This is a genomic window from Flavobacterium sp. YO64, from assembly GCF_004119505.1.
Classification (GTDB): Bacteria; Bacteroidota; Bacteroidia; order Flavobacteriales; family Flavobacteriaceae; genus Flavobacterium; species Flavobacterium oncorhynchi.
In genome coordinates, this window is record NZ_NRQV01000003.1 from 17,226 (window position 1) to 34,485 (window position 17,260).

11 protein-coding genes are annotated in these 17,260 nt (G+C 32.4%); 3 read left to right on the forward strand and 8 right to left on the reverse strand.

The features are described 5' to 3' along the window. Positions 1-286 precede the first annotated feature (286 nt). Complete coding sequence (locus BOW57_RS02715; protein WP_129052960.1) at positions 287-1,738, forward strand: serine hydrolase; 1,452 nt, start codon at positions 287-289, stop codon at positions 1,736-1,738. Between the two features lie 136 nt (positions 1,739-1,874). On the opposite strand, the gene BOW57_RS02720 is transcribed toward BOW57_RS02715, so the two are convergent. Then, positions 1,875-4,265, reverse strand: a complete 2,391-nt coding sequence (locus BOW57_RS02720; RefSeq protein ID WP_129052961.1) for a penicillin acylase family protein — start codon at positions 4,263-4,265, stop codon at positions 1,875-1,877. Between the two features lie 118 nt (positions 4,266-4,383). Here BOW57_RS02720 and BOW57_RS02725 point away from each other — a divergent pair, with 118 nt between their 5' ends. Together BOW57_RS02725 and BOW57_RS02730 are read left to right on the forward strand one after the other, a co-directional pair. Further along, positions 4,384-5,940: a hypothetical protein gene (locus BOW57_RS02725; RefSeq protein WP_129052962.1), complete on the forward strand. Its 1,557-nt coding sequence runs from the start codon at positions 4,384-4,386 to the stop codon at positions 5,938-5,940. A 181-nt stretch (positions 5,941-6,121) separates the two neighbouring features. Beyond that, positions 6,122-7,933 carry a hypothetical protein gene (locus BOW57_RS02730; protein ID WP_129052963.1) on the forward strand — a complete coding sequence of 604 codons (1,812 nt, stop codon included), beginning with the start codon at positions 6,122-6,124 and terminating at the stop codon, positions 7,931-7,933. A gap of 57 nt (positions 7,934-7,990) precedes the next feature. On the opposite strand, the gene BOW57_RS02735 is transcribed toward BOW57_RS02730, so the two are convergent. From BOW57_RS02735 to BOW57_RS02765, 7 genes are all read right to left on the reverse strand, one after another. Then, positions 7,991-8,431, reverse strand: coding sequence for a YMGG-like glycine zipper-containing protein (locus tag BOW57_RS02735; RefSeq protein WP_129052964.1), 441 nt, complete (start codon positions 8,429-8,431; stop codon positions 7,991-7,993). Positions 8,432-8,643: 212 nt separating this feature from the next. Beyond that, positions 8,644-9,921 (reverse strand): kynureninase, encoded by a 1,278-nt coding sequence (gene kynU / locus BOW57_RS02740; protein WP_129052965.1) that lies wholly within the window; start codon positions 9,919-9,921, stop codon positions 8,644-8,646. A 269-nt stretch (positions 9,922-10,190) separates the two neighbouring features. Next, positions 10,191-11,240, reverse strand: a complete 1,050-nt coding sequence (gene queA, locus BOW57_RS02745) for a tRNA preQ1(34) S-adenosylmethionine ribosyltransferase-isomerase QueA (protein ID WP_089054258.1) — start codon at positions 11,238-11,240, stop codon at positions 10,191-10,193. A gap of 339 nt (positions 11,241-11,579) precedes the next feature. Beyond that, positions 11,580-12,809: a 3-phosphoshikimate 1-carboxyvinyltransferase gene (gene aroA, locus BOW57_RS02750; protein WP_129052966.1), complete on the reverse strand. Its 1,230-nt coding sequence runs from the start codon at positions 12,807-12,809 to the stop codon at positions 11,580-11,582. A 98-nt stretch (positions 12,810-12,907) separates the two neighbouring features. Then, positions 12,908-13,234, reverse strand: a complete 327-nt coding sequence (locus BOW57_RS02755) for a nucleotide pyrophosphohydrolase (RefSeq protein WP_012022600.1) — start codon at positions 13,232-13,234, stop codon at positions 12,908-12,910. Positions 13,235-13,236: 2 nt separating this feature from the next. Continuing rightward, positions 13,237-15,228: a DUF3857 domain-containing protein gene (locus BOW57_RS02760; RefSeq protein WP_129052967.1), complete on the reverse strand. Its 1,992-nt coding sequence runs from the start codon at positions 15,226-15,228 to the stop codon at positions 13,237-13,239. Position 15,229: 1 nt separating this feature from the next. Continuing rightward, entirely contained in the window at positions 15,230-17,239 is a 2,010-nt protein-coding gene (locus BOW57_RS02765; protein ID WP_129052968.1) for a DUF3857 domain-containing protein, read from the reverse strand. Positions 17,240-17,260 lie beyond the last annotated feature (21 nt).

Consider the following 17,260-nt stretch of genomic DNA (forward strand, 5'->3'; position numbering starts at 1 on the left):
TTCAAAATAATTAATGGTAGGTAAAACGAATTGTTAGTTACGAGCATAAACCTCTAATAGCATCTTTATGTTTATGCTCAAAATTCGTCTTGATTTGAAATAAAATGAAAAAAAATGATTGATGTTGAAACCAAAATCTAAATCAATCGTCTAACCTTTTAACGGTATCTTTTTTTTGGAAAAACGTTGTAATAAAAACACAACTTACTAAAATAAAATACGTTACATAGTTTCAATCATCAATCAAAAACGAATTATTCATTAATCTTAATCCTTATCATTAATCATGAAACAATCAATCAAATCTATAGCAGTCTTTGCTTTGCTGCTTCTTTTTACAGTAAGCCTTTTTGCTCAGAATAAAGCACAGCAAATCGAGCAGCTTTTAGCAAAATATAATGAGTACGGGCAATTTAACGGTTCCGCTTTGGTAGCAGAAAACGGAAAAGTAATCTTCAAGAAAGGTTTTGGTTCCGCGAATATGGAATGGAATATTCCAAATCAAACTGACACTAAATTTAGACTGGGTTCTATCAGTAAACAATTTACGGCGCTTTTAATTGTAAAACTGGCCGAAGAAGGAAAAATAAAACTAGATGTTCCTATTACAACCTATTTGCTAGATTACCCAAAGGCAAATGGCGACAAAATAACGATTCATCAGTTGCTTACGCATACCTCTGGAATTCCAAATTATACATCGCTTCCAAATTTCTTTAAAGACAAAAGCCGAAATCCATATACTCCCGAAGAATTTGTAAAAACGTTTTCTAGTCTTCCACTTGAATTTACTCCTGGTGAAAAATTCAATTACAGTAATTCCGGCTATTTTTTATTGGGTTATATTATCGAGAAAATTTCAGGAAAAACATACGAGCAATATTTACAAGAAATCATTTTTACCCCCTTAAAAATGGTTAATTCTGGTTACGATCACAGTGATATTATTTTAAAAAACAGAGCCGCTGGTTACGAAAAACAAGGAAAAGCAATTAGAAATGCGCCTTATCTTGACATGAGTCTTCCGTACGCTGCTGGGTCTTTGTACTCAACTGTAGAAGATTTATTTTTATGGGATCAGGCTCTTTATACTAATAAACTGCTTACCCAAAAAAGCATGGAATCTTTATTTAAACCTTATATTAAAGCTTGGAATGGTTTTTACGGATACGGATGGTCTACTTATGAAGTGCCAAATGGAGAGAGTGGCAAATTAAGCATTATTGAACATGGCGGCGGAATTAACGGATTTAACACTATTATTTCGCGAATTCCCGCTGATAAAAATTTGGTTGTTTTATTGAATAATACGGGTGGAACTGCTTTGGGTGAAATGAATAAAGCTATTCGTTCTATTTTGTACAATCAGTCCTTTAATCAGCCTAAAAAATCACTGGCACTAGATTTATTAGATATTTATAATGAAAAGGGAGCTGCGAGTGGAACTGAAACTTATAAAAAGCTAAAAAATGATCCTTCGTATGCTGTTAAAGAAGGCGATATGAACCAAGTTGGATATGAATTGTTACAATCTGGAAAAAAGAAAGAAGCGATAGAAGTTTTTAAAATCAACGCAGAAACTTTTCCAAAATCAGGAAATGCTTATGATAGTTTAGGCGAAGCTTATTTAGCTGATGGCGATAAAAAAGCGGCTATTGCTAATTATAAAAAAGCGGTAGAGCTTGATCCAACAAACGAAAACGGAAAAAAAGTATTAGCCGATCTTTTAAAAAAATAGAATTATAAAAAAAACTTCCCATAAAACTGTTTTTATGGGAAGGTTTTTTTAGGTTCAAAGATGCATAGAGGCAAAGGAACAAAGGTTTTTAAAGCTTACAACTTGAAACCTGAAACCTGAAACTTGAAACTTGAAACTATCTTTCTTTTGGTTTTAAAACTAGTTTTGTAGACGTTTTTATGATTTCGTCTTTGTTCAGCTTCATTTTTCTAAACTTTCCTTCATTGTACATTTCTGCCTGATCGCTGTAATGTTTACTAAATGGATTTCCAGATTGTCCCGTTGGTAAAATACTCCAGCTGTTTTCAATATCCGAAAAATCAACAATTCGTCTGGTTGATGGGCCGCCTTTTACATAATACTTCCCTTCATTGTTTAAACCAAAAAATAAGTTATTAATTACTTCATTTGATCCCGGAGATCCAAAAGGCCCCACATTAAATAAACCTCGAAGTGCAGCAACTTTTCCAAGCGGATGTTCATGTTCAACTGTATGCACTTTCTCCCATTTCCAATCAACAACAGTATTTCCTAATTGTTTTTGAAGTGCTGTAACAGTCTCATGAAATGATTTTACAACAATATCCTTTCTCGTTTCTTTTACATTTTTAGTTTTAACATTATCCCACCAAACTGAATTTTCATTTTTAATTTGATTGGCTATAACTTGTTTTCCTATCGAAATTCCTAAAAACAAATTAAAATTGTCCTCTCCCATTTCATCTTCAAAAGTATTCTTTAAATACAAATACACCCATTTATTATAAATCGTTGGTGCAACATCTTCCAGATTGGTTGTTCCTTTCCACGTTTTTAAAACATTTACAGCTTCCTTTTCTTCTGCTGAAATAGTATTTAGATCAATATTTGAAATCAGATTTTTAACCGTTTCAACCGCAACATCAGAAGTGTTGTCGTAAATCATTTTGCTGATTGCTTCTTTATCCCAATCTGATTTTGCATCCATTAACCCCGAAATTCTTTTGGCACGATCTTCTGGCAGATAATATCCTGGATACAAATAACCATCGATTGCTTCTGGCTGGTTATTGGCCGAATAAACATATCCCCATTTTGGATTTTCGGCAGATGGATTCTTCGAAAAATCTAAATATTCTACAATATCCTCCTTTCCTGTTGAGCCGTCTAAAATTAAATGCGTATTCACACCTTTATTATGTTTATACAATTTTCCCGTTGCCCACCAAGCCACATTTCCTTTAGCATCGCCGTACATCACATTTAATCCCGGCGCAGCAACTAACTGAGTCGCTTTTCTAAACTCCTCTTTATTTTTTGCGTGCGAAAGCCCATAAACAGCATCAAGAATCTGAATAGGCTGCTGCGTATATGTCCACAACATTGCAATTGGAGTTTTCTTATCCAAATGATCCAGTAAATCATTCATAATTGGTCCGTGTCGACTTGATTTAATCGTTAGAACAACATCCGAAGTATCTTTTACCTTAATGGTCTTTTTTCTAACTTCATAAGTTGCAAAACCAGTTGGAGTTTGATATTGATTTAAATCTCCCGTTTTGTTCTTTTCTTGATAAAAATCGATATCATCATTTTCAAACATGGTTAAACCATATGCATATTCTCGATTGTGTGCCAATAACGGAAACGGAGTTCCTGCCAAATAACAACCGTAAAGTTCATGTTCTGGCGTTACAATATGCGCTTCGTACCAAGTTGCAGGCTGTGAAAACCCAATATGCGGATCATTCGCAAAAATTACTTTTCCGCTCTTCGTTTTGTTTGGACCCGCAACCCAGCTGTTACTTCCTATAAATGGCGGAATTGGCGATTTATCTAATAAAGCTGTTATCGATTTTGAAATCGCTGTATACTCTTCAATATTCTCTTTTGAGCTTTTAATCTGCGTAGTATTAAATTCGCCTTCAATTCCTAAATCTTTCAAATAAGCGGCGCCGTATCTATTGCGAATATCTGTTAGTAATGGATCTGTTTTTTGAGCCATTGCAAAACTAAAAGACATATATCCAAAAATATTATAGACATCATTTATAGTGAATTTTTGCTTTTTAACACCAACAAGAGTAAATTCAATTGGCGTAGTTCCCTCATCCAAATATTGATTAATTCCATCTAAATAAGCCTGCGTTAGTTTATAACTCACACTATTCTTGTCTAATTTTGAAATGGCTTTTGCCGAAGCTTCTTCAATTCCAATTCCAGAGAAAAACTTATCATTTTTAAGCGCAACAGATCCGAAAATTTCTGATAACCTGCCCGGAGCAATTCTGCGAAGCAATTCCATCTGCCACAATCTTTCCTGAGCATGAACATATCCAAGAGCAGTCATAGCATCTTTTTCAGAATCGGCATAAATATGAGGAACGCCGTATTCGTCAAAATAAACAGTTGTTTCTTTTTGAAGGTTTTTCAATTGCAATTCTCCTTCATATTTGGGTTTTAAATGAAAAATACAGGCACATAAACCTATTCCAATTACAACAACAAGTACTAATAAAACCAGTAGAAATTTTTTAAATCTTCTCATATTTTGCAAAAAGTATAAATAATTAGGGTTTGTAAAATGATGTAACCAAAAAACAGAATAATGTAAAATACATTCTCTTTTAAAGTCTAAATTTATGTATTTAAAATCAATAGTATAAATGTCTGTCTATAAAAAAATAGCTATTGGAGTAATTTCTCTTTTTATTCTTGTAATTCTGATCAACATTGGTCTGAATTACTGGATCAAAAAACAGCTTCCAATAATTATTCACGAAAAGAACAAAACGGCTTACAACATCAATTACGAAAAAATTGAAGTTTCTCTTTTTTCTCGAAATATCAATGCCCAAACATTATTAGTAAGTCCGAAAAACGAACCAAAAGACAGTAAAAACGGGCTTTTTTCTAAAATCGAATCAGTTACAATTAAACATTTTAACATTTGGGATTTGGCTTTTAGAGATATTATTCAGGCCGAAAGTATAATTATCAATAAACCTCGGGTTATTTTATACAAAAAAGGCGAGAAACTATTGAACAACAACAAAAGCATCAAAACCGAAATCATTGAACCTTTTCGAAAAATAATTGCTGTTTCAAATATCTATCTTAATGACGGAACGGTAGATGTTGTTTCTTTAGATACAGAAAAACCAATTTTAAGCATCAAAAAAATTATTCTAAAATTAGAAGGAATACTGCTGACAGACGCTACTTTAAAAGAAAAAATTCCACTGCAATATAAAACGTATGCATTGGTTATTGATAGTTTATTTTATAGACCAAGCGCTTTTTATCATATCAATATTGGTAAAATAAGTACCGAGAAAAACTTTTTAAAAATCAACAACTTCTCTCACCTTCCGCAATTTAATCGACGAGAGTTTATTAAACGATTAGACAAAGAAAAAGATATTTATACCTTAAAATTCGATTCAGCACAAGTGCAAAAAATGAATTGGGGTTTTAAAAACGATCGCTTTTTCTTCAAGGCAAATTCAATTGTAATCAATCATTTTGATGCCAATATCTATCGCGGAAAAATGCCAAAAGATGATCTGAGCAAGAAATATCTTTACAATCATTTATTGCGAAATATTAAATTTCCTCTTCAAATTGATACTTTACAAGTTCTGAAATCGAAATTAGTTTATGAAGAAGAAATTGATTTTGCTAAAGGTCCTGGAATTTTAAATTTCGACAAATTTAACTTGCAGGCCGTCAATCTAAAAAGTGGTTTTGGATTGAAAAAAACCGATGATGTCAAAATTAAAGTGAAATGTATTTTCATGAAAAACTCTCCGCTGGATGTTGATTGGAGTTTTAATGTTTTAGATAAAAAAGACAGTTTTCATATTCAAGGCGTTATTTCAAACTTTAATGTTGCCGCTATGGGAAAATTCAGCAAACCTTATATGAACGCTTCCTTTACAGGAAATTTTAATAAATATCGCTTTGATTTCTATGGAAACGACAATATCTCAAAAGGAAATGCATCTCTAGATTATGATGACTTAAAAGTGAAATTATATAAAAAGGAAAAGCCTGAAAAAGAAGCCAAACTCAAATCTGCCATTGCCAATTTATTGGTCAAAAACGACTCAAAAGACAAGGCAAAAACCGCTGATGTCGAAATTGAAAGAATTCAGGAAAAATCATTTTATAATTTTCTATGGCGAAGCATCGCAGAGTCTTTGAAAAAGATTTTGATTTAGTTTCTCAAACTTTTTCCGCCGCGAATTGCACAAATTTTCACAAATTAATCATAGAGCTTGATTGAAAAAAAAATGGCGCGAATTCGTATAATTCGTGGCAAACAATCTACAAACCTGATAATTATCAGGTTTTTAAAAAATATTTTTTTTTTCATTTGCTTTTATTTTAACCTGAAAACAAATGACAAAAACACCTTTGCATACTTTCCATATTCCGGTAATGGGACTTGCCTATACGATAGACAGCCCAATAAGAGTGGCTCAATACGGGATTTCGTCTGTGGTTTCAATCGCTGATGACGATCTAATTGAAAAGATGCGTAATTTCTACAGCACTAAATTCAACATTCCATACGAAGAAATAAGTCAGAAATTTCACGATTATCGCGCTGAAAGAATTACTTCTTACTTAAATTTAGTTGACAAAATTGTAAAAGAAAAATTTGAAACTTTTAAAACTGAATTAGCCGAAAGCAAAACAGCTCTTGAAAATTTCATGTCGATGCTGCCTAATACTTCTGATATCAAAAAAGGTTTCCAGAATTTATTGGATGATGGTATTTCTTTTAAAGAAAACATTCAAAGCTATATTGAATCACATCTTTTTCCAGGAGAAATTGACGTTAACATTATGACAAAACTGGACAAAGATAATTTTATTAAAAACGAACAGCTTCCAATTGAATTTAATGACGCTCACGCAGCTTTAAGAGGTTTTGCAAATAGTAATTTAGAATCGTCTGTTGTACTATCTGCGGGAATGAATCCGAGATTGTACAGCTACTTTGAAAACTTCAAAGATTTTTTTCCAAATGAAAAAAACGAACTAAAAAAGAAAATCATTCTAAAAGTAAGTGATTTTAGATCGGCTATGATTCAGGGTAATTTCCTTGCTAAAAAAGGACTTTGGGTTTCTGAATATCGAATTGAATCTGGATTAAACTGCGGCGGTCACGCTTTTGCAACTGACGGACTCTTATTAGGGACTATTTTAGAGGAATTCAGACAGAAAAAAGAGCAATTGGTACAATCTGCTCACGATTTAATGATTAAGGCACTACAGCTAAAAAATCAAGCTTTTCCAGAAAATCCTTTAGAGTTAAAAATTACGGTTCAAGGCGGTGTTGGAACTGCTGAGGAGCATGAATTTTTATTAGACCATTACAAAGTTGATTCTGTGGGCTGGGGAACTCCATTTTTATTAGTTCCAGAAGCTACATCTGTAGATCAGGAAACACGAAATTTATTGATGAAAGCCAAAGAAGATGATTTGTATTTAAGTCATATTTCGCCCTTGGGAGTTCCGTTTAATACTTTGCGCGGCACTTCAAACGAAATCTTAAAACAAAAACGTATTCACGAAAACAAAGCGGGAAGTTCATGCCCAAAGAAATTCTTAGCCTTAAGCAAAGAATATGATCCTCATGGAATTTGTACGGCTTCAAAAAAATATCAGGATATAAAATTGGCAGAATTAGAAAATGTAAAAGATACTTTATCTGCTGATGCATTTGAAAAAAGCAAAATCAAAATCACAGAAAAATCATGTTTATGTGTTGGTCTAGCAAATGCTTCTTATCTTGAAAATGATATAAAAATAAAAGGTCAAGCGCAAGGCGTTGTAATTTGTCCAGGACCAAATATGGCTTATTTTGACCATGAAGTTTCATTAAAAGAAATGTTACAGCATATTTATCAAGGAAAAACAATTTTAAGAACAAATGACCGTCCTAATTTATTTGTGAAAGAATTGAAAATGTATGTTGATTATTTTAGAAATGAAATTGAAACAATTTCAGGTGAAGTAAGCACAAATCAGCTTAAAAAATGGAATTCTTTTAAAACAAATATTTTAGATGGAATTGAATACTATCAAAATCTATTTTCATCTACTTTTTACTTTAAAGCTGAAGAAGAAAAAATCAAAAAACAATTCGATTTTTATAAATCCGAATTAAACGCAATTTCAATACCAACTTTACAATTAGCTTAAAGCAAAACCCCGATCAAGATTTCTTAATCGGGGTTATTTATTTAAACAAAAAAGCAGTTACTCCTTTTTCTTTTTACTATCAATAATAGCACCTGTTCCGGCTCCAACTCCTGCTCCCGCTAATCCTCCTATAATTGCACCTTGCCCTTTTTTCTTACTGACAATTGCTCCAGTTGCTGCACCAACTCCTGCACCAATTACGGCGCCTTTAGCTGCAGAGCTCCAACCTTTCTTTTTAGCTGGTGCTGCTGTTGTCGCTGCAGCAGTTCCATTTGCTTGCTGATGCACAACAACAACTTTTTCTTTTTCAGATTCAATTTTTTGTTCTTCTTTAATCTTAGCCATTTCAGTCTTCATTGAATCGATAACTCGCTGCTTGTTAATCTCAACTTTCATTGAATCAATACTGGCTTGTTTGGCTTTATTTATATCTTCTTTATTTTGATTCTGACAAGAAGTTAAAAGTATTACCGCTAATAAAATATATAAGCCTTTCATGATTGTAGTTTTTAATAATTATACACTACAAAATAAAGAATATCTGCTATAATGTTTATTACAGAATTTTTTGGAAAATTTATATGATTTGAAGATTATAGGCTTATTGACAATTTTATGTCATTTCGAGGAACGAGAAATGACAAACTGTATAGAAACTTTGCAAAAACTTTGCACCTCTGCGACTTTGCGACTTTGCGAGATTCTTCTTTTTACTTCCCTAAAATTCCTTTTTTCAAAATTTGCCCAAAGTCATACATATCCTCATAAGAGCAATACAAAGGAACTGGCGCCAGACGAATTACGTTTGGTTCACGCCAATCTGTAATAACTCCATTTTTCATTAAATAATCAAACAAGCTTCTTCCTTCTCCATGTAGAAAAACAGACAATTGCGAGGCTCTTTCTTCTGGATTTACAGGTGTAATAATTTCAAAAGTACTTTCAACCTCCTTATCAATTTCGTGCAGAATAAATTCTAAATAAGATGTTATATGATCACGTTTTGCAATTAAAGCATCCATTCCAACCTCAGCAAACATTTCTACAGATGCCAAGTAAGGTGCTAATGACAAAACCGGAAGATTACTAATCTGCCATCCTCCTGCTCCGTGAACGGGATCAAAAGTTGGTTCCATTTTAAAACGGCGTTCTTTATTGTGTCCCCACCAGCCAGCGAAACGTGGTAAATCTGGATCATTGTGATGTCTTTCGTGAACAAAAACTCCAGAAGCATTTCCTGGTCCTGAATTCATATATTTATAACTGCACCAAGCAGCAAAATCTACATTCCAATCGTGAAGTTCTAATTTGATATTTCCAGCTGCATGTGCTAAATCCCAACCCACTTTTGCTCCAGCTTTATGTCCAGCTGCGGTAATAGTTTTTATATCGAAAACCTGCCCGGTATAATAATTTACTCCGCCAATTAAAACTAAAGCTAATTCATCGCCAACTTCTTCAATTTTTGCTAAAACATCTTCAAGACGAATATTATGCTCACCTTCGCGGCGTTTGATTTCTACAATAGCATCTTCTGGTTTATAGCCATGAAAATTCACTTGACTTTGAAACATATATTGATCTGATGGAAATGCTTTTTCTTCGCAGATAATTTTATAACGTTTGCCTTTTGGCTGATAAAATGAAACCATCAATAAATGAAGATTTACGGTTAAAGTATTCATAACCGTAACTTCTGACGGAAGCGCTCCCACAATTTTACTCAACGGTTCTGCAAATCTTTCCTGATAATCCCACCAAGGTTTATCTGCATAAAAATGACCTTCTACAGCTAATTCTGCCCAGTCATTCATTACCTCATCTATATAAGCTTTTGTGCGTTTTGGTTGTAATCCTAAAGAATTTCCTGTAAAATAAATTACTCGTTTGTCATTAACCTTTGGAAAAATGAATTCTTGTTGATAGTGACTCAACGCATCTTGTGCATCAAGTTGTTTCGCAAATTCGCGTGTATTTTGAAAAGTCATTGTGTTTTTGTTTTGGATGCTAAAATAACAAAAATTGTTTATTTTGTTTCAAGTTTAAGGTTTCAAGTTGATATGCTTCCTGGTATTTAACCGCAAAGTTCGCAAGGTTTTTTGTTCCGTTTGTGTTTGCCAAATGCATAAGAACGCAAAGCTTTGCGAACTTTGCGGTTAAATCGCATAACGAACATCAAACTTGAAACCATTAAAAACAGAAAACCCGACAGATTCTAAAAAAACTGTCGGGTTCTTATTTTGAAAATAAATTCTAATTAAAGAATTAACATCGCATCTCCGTAAGAATAGAATTTATATCCTTCTTTGATCGCTTCGTCGTATGCTTTTTTCATTAAGTCATGACCACAGAAAGCAGAAATCATCATTAATAATGTTGATTTTGGTGTGTGGAAATTAGTAATCATACAGTTTGCAATACTAAAATCGTGAGGAGGAAAAATAAATTTATTTGTCCATCCTTCATAAGGATTTAAAGTATTTGCAGAAGAAACAGAACTTTCGATTGCACGCATAGAAGTTGTTCCTACAGCACAAATACGTTTTTTCTTTGCTTTTGCTTCATTTACGATGTCACAAGCCTCTTGTCTGATAATTAATTCTTCTGAATCCATTTTGTGTTTAGATAAATCTTCAACCTCAACTGGATTAAAAGTTCCTAAACCTACGTGAAGTGTAACCTCAGCAAAGTTTACTCCTTTGATTTCTAATTTTTTCAAAAGGTGTTTTGAAAAGTGTAGACCAGCAGTTGGTGCCGCTACAGCTCCTTCTTCTTTTGCATAAATGGTTTGGTATCTTTCAGCATCTTCGGCAGTAACCTCTCTGCTGATATATTTAGGAATTGGAGTTTCTCCAAGTTCTGTCAATTTGTTTCTAAACTCTTCGTAAGAACCGTCATATAAAAAACGTAATGTTCTACCACGAGAAGTTGTATTATCAATTACTTCGGCAACTAATGAATCATCATCGCCAAAATAAAGTTTATTTCCAATACGGATTTTTCTAGCTGGATCAACTAAAACATCCCATAAACGCTGCTCAGAATTTAATTCTCTTAATAAGAAAACCTCAATTCTTGCACCCGTTTTTTCTTTGTTTCCGTACAAACGTGCAGGAAAAACTTTTGTATTGTTAAGAATTAAAACGTCTCCGTCATCAAAATAATTGATAACATCTTTAAACATTTTATGTTCGATTGTTTGTTTTTGACGGTCAATTACCATTAAACGAGATTCATCTCTATTTTCTGCCGGAAATTCAGCCAAAAGTTCTTTCGGTAAATTGAAATTGAAGTGTGATAATTTCATATTTGAAGTTAGATTTTAAAATATCAATCTTAGACTTTTTTATCTAAAATTTTAAATCGCTTGCAAATATACGATTGTGAGATAGGCGTTGTCAAGTGTTTTGACGTTTATTTTCAAAAGCCCTTGATTTAGTGATGTTTCGGAAAGCATTAAAAATGTTTTTTTTCTTACACAATCCTAATTTAACGAATTATTGTCATTTCAACGAAGGAGAAATTTTGTGGTTATACCCAAATTCAACCATAAAAAAACCTCTGGTTGAAACCAGAGGTTATGTGATCAAGTTTTGTATAAAGCCTCTTTTATGAACTTATATAACTTATATGGTTTCAAAAAATTTTATAATTCTGAAATCTGAAAGTTTAATGCTTTTAAATCATTCCAAAAATCTGGATATGATTTTGAAACTACTTCAGCATCATCAATAATAATTGGCACTTTTATAGCAAGCGGAGCAAATGCCATTGCCATACGGTGATCGTTGTAAGTTGCAATATGAACATCCTGATTAATTTCTCCAGATGGCAATAAAGTCAAACTGTCGTTAGTTACAGAAATATTGGCTCCTAATTTTGTAAGCTCAATTCTTAAAGCCTCGAGTCTATCCGTTTCTTTAATTTTCAACGTATGAAGACCTGTTAAATGGCATCCGATTCCTAAACCTAAACAAGTTACTACAATTGTTTGCGCAATATCTGGTGTATTATTCAATTCAAAATTTACATCTTCATATGTAAAACCTGCCTGTTTTTCCAATGTCATTTGATTATTTTGGAAAGTAGTTTTTACACCCATTTTTTCATACAGAGAAACTAATTCTGAATCTCCTTGCAAGCTGTTTTCTTTATAGCTGCTTAAAGTTATTTTTGCAGCATCGGCCAAAGCCGCAAGACTGAAGAAATACGACGCAGAACTCCAATCAGATTCTACAACCATTTCTTTCGACTCAATAGATTCTTTAGGATAAACTTTTATTACATTTCCCTCAAAACTAGTTTGAATATCTAAATCTTTCAGCAAGGCCAAAGTCATTTTGATATACGGAATCGAAGTAATTTCTCCTTCTAAAGTCAATTCTAAACCATTCTCTAATTTTGCCGCTACTAACAATAACGCCGAAATATATTGGCTGCTAACATTTGCTGCTAAAGTAACTTTTGAAGCAGTTACTTTTTTTCCTTTGATTCGAATTGGCGGATAACCAACTTCTTTTTCATATGAAATTTCAACTCCTAATTGTGCCAAAGCTTCAACTAAAATTTTAATCGGACGTTCTTGCATTCTGCTTGAACCTGTCATTACCACTTCTCTGCCTTCGTTAACTGCAAAATATGCTGTTAAGAAACGCATTGCGGTTCCAGCGTGATGAATGTCAACAATTTCGTCATTTCCAGCTAGAGCTTTCTGCATTACTTCGCTGTCATCAGAGTTAGAAGTATTAGCTAATGTAATATTTGGAAATAAAGCTTTTAGTAATAATAAGCGATTTGTTTCGCTTTTAGAACCCGTGATATTTAGTTGCGAATTATCAATCGTAAATTGTGAATTCGTGCTTAATTTTAAATTCATGATTTTAGTTATGTATTGCGAATTGTGAGTGACATAATTCGAGTGCGCAATTTACCACTCCTCGCCCGTAAATCAAAATCTGAGTTAAAATTTCACAATTATTTCAATTTATCGTTGTTTTTGTGACGATCTTTATCTCTAACTGATTTTAAGTCCATTTTTTTATCAAAAGCGGCTTGTAAATCGATTCCTGTTTGATTCGCAAGACATAGAACAACAAAAACAACATCGGCTAATTCTTCGCCTAAATCTTTATTTTTATCACTTTCTTTTTCTGATTGTTCTCCATAACGACGAGCAATAATTCTAGCCACTTCGCCTACTTCTTCTGTAAGCTGAGCCATATTGGTTAATTCGTTAAAATAACGAACGCCGTGTTCTTTTATCCAAGTATCAACATCTAGTTGTGCATTTTTCAAATCCATCTTTAAGCTTTTTTTAGAACAATTTTTTCATTTTGACTAGCAATCATTTTTTGAAACAAAGTTTTCAATGCATTGTAGTCTTCAGCTGCAAAAATACTATTGTTAATGTCTTTTGAAAAGCTAAATTGGATTTTGTTTCCTTCGTTTAAAATATTTAATGATAAACTTATAGACTTATCTTCGAGCGAAAGTCTGGTTGATTTTGGAAGCATTTCTACAATATAACCTTGTGGTATTTCCAAAATTGCAAAAACTTTTTCTTGTGTAGGATATCCAAAATAAACTCCCATTTGTCTATCTTCCTGTACAAAAGGATTTTTTGACTGCGTATAGAACAACATGGGATTTACATACAATTTCTCTCCTATCCTTTCCACAAAATTATCAGTTTCAAAAGTAAAAGTTTCTACAAGCGGATCGGAAATATTGGAAATTTTATTAGTTACTAAATAATCAGAAATCTTTAGATCACCAAGCTGCTGCTCCAATTTTTCGAGATAATTCTCTTGATTTTGTTTTCCGTTTTCTACTCTAAATCTATAAGCTTTATAATCTGTTCTTTGAATTCTAATTTTTCCATCGATTTTTCCCTCTTCATTAATTCTAAAGCTTATATTAACATTTTCTCTTGAAGGTTGTCGCGGAACTAAATCAATTTCTTTAGAAGTTCCGTCACTCTTAATTAATCTTCCTTTCCAATTTAAAACATTTAAAGGAAGTATATCTGGTGATGTAAATTTTCTAGATGCATCTAATAAAATTTGCTTTCCATCAATTTCAACTGCTGCAATTACATAATTAAACCCGGTTCTTGTAGGATAAATTGGAATTCCATTTTCAATTGTACTCACCAAAACGGGATTTGCTTCTATTCCTGCCCATTTCAACATATTTAACAGTATGAAATTGATTTCTACAATATTTCCAGTTTGATCTTTATATGCTTTTTCAATTCCTTTATCTGTGTATAAACTATTAATTTCATTCCAGTTCATTTTATTCTGAACGAACTGAAAAATAACATTCATTCTATCTTTTTGAGACGGAACATTTGCAACTATCTTTTTTACGTCTTCCAGCAAAAAACTATTATTATTGAGCTCTTTCCCAAAACGATCATCTTTAAAAATAGTAGAAGCTACACCTTCCCATGTTATTGTATAATCCTTCACAGGCTGATCCGGCATTCGAACACGTTCTAATTCATGTTTGATAGAGCCTCGATAATTCTCTATATTATTGACATAAGGTTCTTCTTTTAGCGCAGAGATATTTTTCCCCGAATAAAATGCATTAATCTGCTTGTAAGTCATTGAACAATCTTGACCATATTTATTTATAAAACCCTGACTTCCCGTCACAATTTTAGAATTGTTTTCTAAGGCATGATTACCTACTAAAAGAGTTTTATAAATATAATATTCTGGAAACTCTGTTTTATATTCAAAATAATTTAAAGGAATACTATATTGAAAATCAAAATCGGGAAATTGAACAATGTTTTCAGTCTTTAAAATATATTTATATTCTATTATAGACCCAACTTTTACATTTGGAAATGTAATTGATTTTTCATTCCAGTATTCATTAATTTTCTTCTTGAATTGTGCTTGATTTTCAAGCTTTATTTTTTCAATTTTACCATTTTCAAGATTGTAGGTTACCGCATTTGAAAATGTCAACAAGTCTTCATTTAAATTCTGATATCCAACATAATACTGCACCTTCTGATTTGCCCATTTGAGACCTTCTTTTTTGTATATTTTGATTTTAAATTCATAAGTATGAATTGCAGAAAAACCGATTTTCTCACTATAAGTAAAGACCGTTTTCCCTTTTTTAAATAAAATTGCCGCTGCGGCTGAGGAATCTGCAGGATGTATTTTTTCCTGCAATTCATCAACCATAACTTTTCCAAGCTCATAATTTTGAGCGTTGGTTTTTACAATTCCAAAGATTAAAAAAGCAATTATTACTAAGGTTTTAAAATTCATATTATATTCTTTTTAAAACTATTTTCTCCGTTTCTTTTGCAATCATTCCTTTATAGTATTCTTTCAGCATTTCATATTGATCAGTTGAAACAATTGCTTCATTTATCTGGTGCTGAATATTTAATTGTAATGTACTGCCATCTGAAGCAATATTAAATTTAAAGCTTCCTAAATTATCCTCCATATTAATAATGGCTGCTTTTGGAAGAGTCTCAACTGCAAAACCATCTGGAATCCTAATAATAATATTATATTTATCTAAAAACGGATACCCAAAATCTACTGGATACTCTCTTACTTCTTGTTTAAATGGATTTTTTTCGTTTGTAAAAAACAACATTGGGCTAACGTATATTTTACCCCCTATAACTTCACATAAATTATTCCCTGCAAACGAATATGATTCTGTAATTGGCATCAAGAGATCTTTTTCGTTTGCTTTCGAGTATTCAGAAATTTCTATTTTATTATTCTCATTCTCTAGTTTTTCTAAATATTCTTCTTCTTTTAAACTAAAAATATTCTTTCTGGTAATCATCGCATTATAATCAGTACACTGTCTTCTGGTTTTCCCTGTAACCTTACCTTCTGGATCAATACTATAATTTATAAAAACAATATCATTTGAAGCCTTTTTAGGCATTAAATCAACTTCTTCAGAACTACCGTCTTTTCTAATTAATCTTCCTAGCCAGTTTAACGCTCTAAATGGTAAAACATTTGGAGTTGCAAATTTATCTGAAGCGTCTAATAAAATATTTCCATTTGGTGTTTCAACAGCAGCAATTACATAATTGAAAGCGGTTCTGTTTGGAAAAACTGAAATTCCATTAGAACGTGTACTTACTAAAACCGGATTTGCTGTTAATCCTGCATTGCGCAGCATGGCCGTTAACATCAAGTTGATATCGGCAATGTTTCCTGTTTTTTCTTTATACGCTTTTTTTACTCCATTATCACAGCCATATCCGTAATAATCATTCCATTTCACATTTGCTTTAACGTGATCAAAAATTACCAGAATCTTTTCTTCCACAGTATTTTTATCGGCCAATATTTTCTTCAAATCCTCCTCGAAATAACCTGTTTTATTCAATTCCGGACCAAAATCATCATAATCATAAATTGTTTTTGCTACAGAATTCCAATCTGTCGAAAAAGTCTTTAGTGGTGAATTTGGAAATCTGGTCATCGATAATTCGTGTGCTATACTTGATGTGTAATTATCAATATTATTAACATAAGCTTCTTCTTTCATTGCTGGAAAATCTGTAGCAACGTAAGTAGTTTGCGTTTCTTGATAAGCTACTTTTTCTTGAGAAAAACTAGTTCGAGAAACACCATCAGATCGCTCTTTACTAGTAAAAACAATTTCTTTCAAGTTCTTCGCAGTTGTGATTTTTGGATAAACGTATCCTCTTTGTTTTGTATTAAAAACATAATACTCAGGAACGTACGTTTTAAACTCTGAATAATTCACTGGAATACTACTCTGAAAATCCCACTCTCTAATTGACTGAGCACTCGGACTTCTTACCGAATAACTAAATTCGATAACTGACCCTTCTTTTACGTTAGGCATCGTAATCTTTTTTTGACCTCTAAATTTGTTTATGACTTCATCAAAAGCTCCATCGCTTTTTAGCTTTGTTTTTTCAATTTTACCATCTACAAGATTATAAGTCACTGCATCAGAAAAACTAACTTTTTCTTTAAAACTACCGTTATTATAATACCAAACTTTTTGGTTTGCCCAATCGTACCCTTCTTTTTTGTAAATCTTAATTCTGGTTTCGACGTCTGTCAAAGTAATAAACCCGTCGTTTATATCATATTCAATTCTCGCTTTTCCTCTTGTGTACAATACAGCTGCCACTGCCGATGAGTCTTTAGGATGAACTTTTTGTTCTAGTTCTGCAATTGACACTTTTCCTAATTTAAATTCCTGCGCGTTTATTTTTGAAACAAACAACAACAGAATTGATAAACATAATGGTTTACTAAATTTCATTTTGGTTATGGTTTATTTGGG

Bases quoted from the DNA above. Each gene is read 5' to 3' on its own strand.
- BOW57_RS02715 (WP_129052960.1), top strand. From the start codon at position 287: ATGAAACAATCAATCAAATCTATAGCAGTCTTTGCTTTGCTGCTTCTT.
- BOW57_RS02720 (WP_129052961.1), bottom strand. From the start codon at position 4,265: ATGAGAAGATTTAAAAAATTTCTACTGGTTTTATTAGTACTTGTTGTT.
- BOW57_RS02725 (WP_129052962.1), top strand. From the start codon at position 4,384: ATGTCTGTCTATAAAAAAATAGCTATTGGAGTAATTTCTCTTTTTATT.
- BOW57_RS02730 (WP_129052963.1), top strand. From the start codon at position 6,122: ATGACAAAAACACCTTTGCATACTTTCCATATTCCGGTAATGGGACTT.
- BOW57_RS02735 (WP_129052964.1), bottom strand. From the start codon at position 8,431: ATGAAAGGCTTATATATTTTATTAGCGGTAATACTTTTAACTTCTTGT.
- kynU (WP_129052965.1), bottom strand. From the start codon at position 9,921: ATGACTTTTCAAAATACACGCGAATTTGCGAAACAACTTGATGCACAA.
- queA (WP_089054258.1), bottom strand. From the start codon at position 11,240: ATGAAATTATCACACTTCAATTTCAATTTACCGAAAGAACTTTTGGCT.
- aroA (WP_129052966.1), bottom strand. From the start codon at position 12,809: ATGAATTTAAAATTAAGCACGAATTCACAATTTACGATTGATAATTCG.
- BOW57_RS02755 (WP_012022600.1), bottom strand. From the start codon at position 13,234: ATGGATTTGAAAAATGCACAACTAGATGTTGATACTTGGATAAAAGAA.
- BOW57_RS02760 (WP_129052967.1), bottom strand. From the start codon at position 15,228: ATGAATTTTAAAACCTTAGTAATAATTGCTTTTTTAATCTTTGGAATT.
- BOW57_RS02765 (WP_129052968.1), bottom strand. From the start codon at position 17,239: ATGAAATTTAGTAAACCATTATGTTTATCAATTCTGTTGTTGTTTGTT.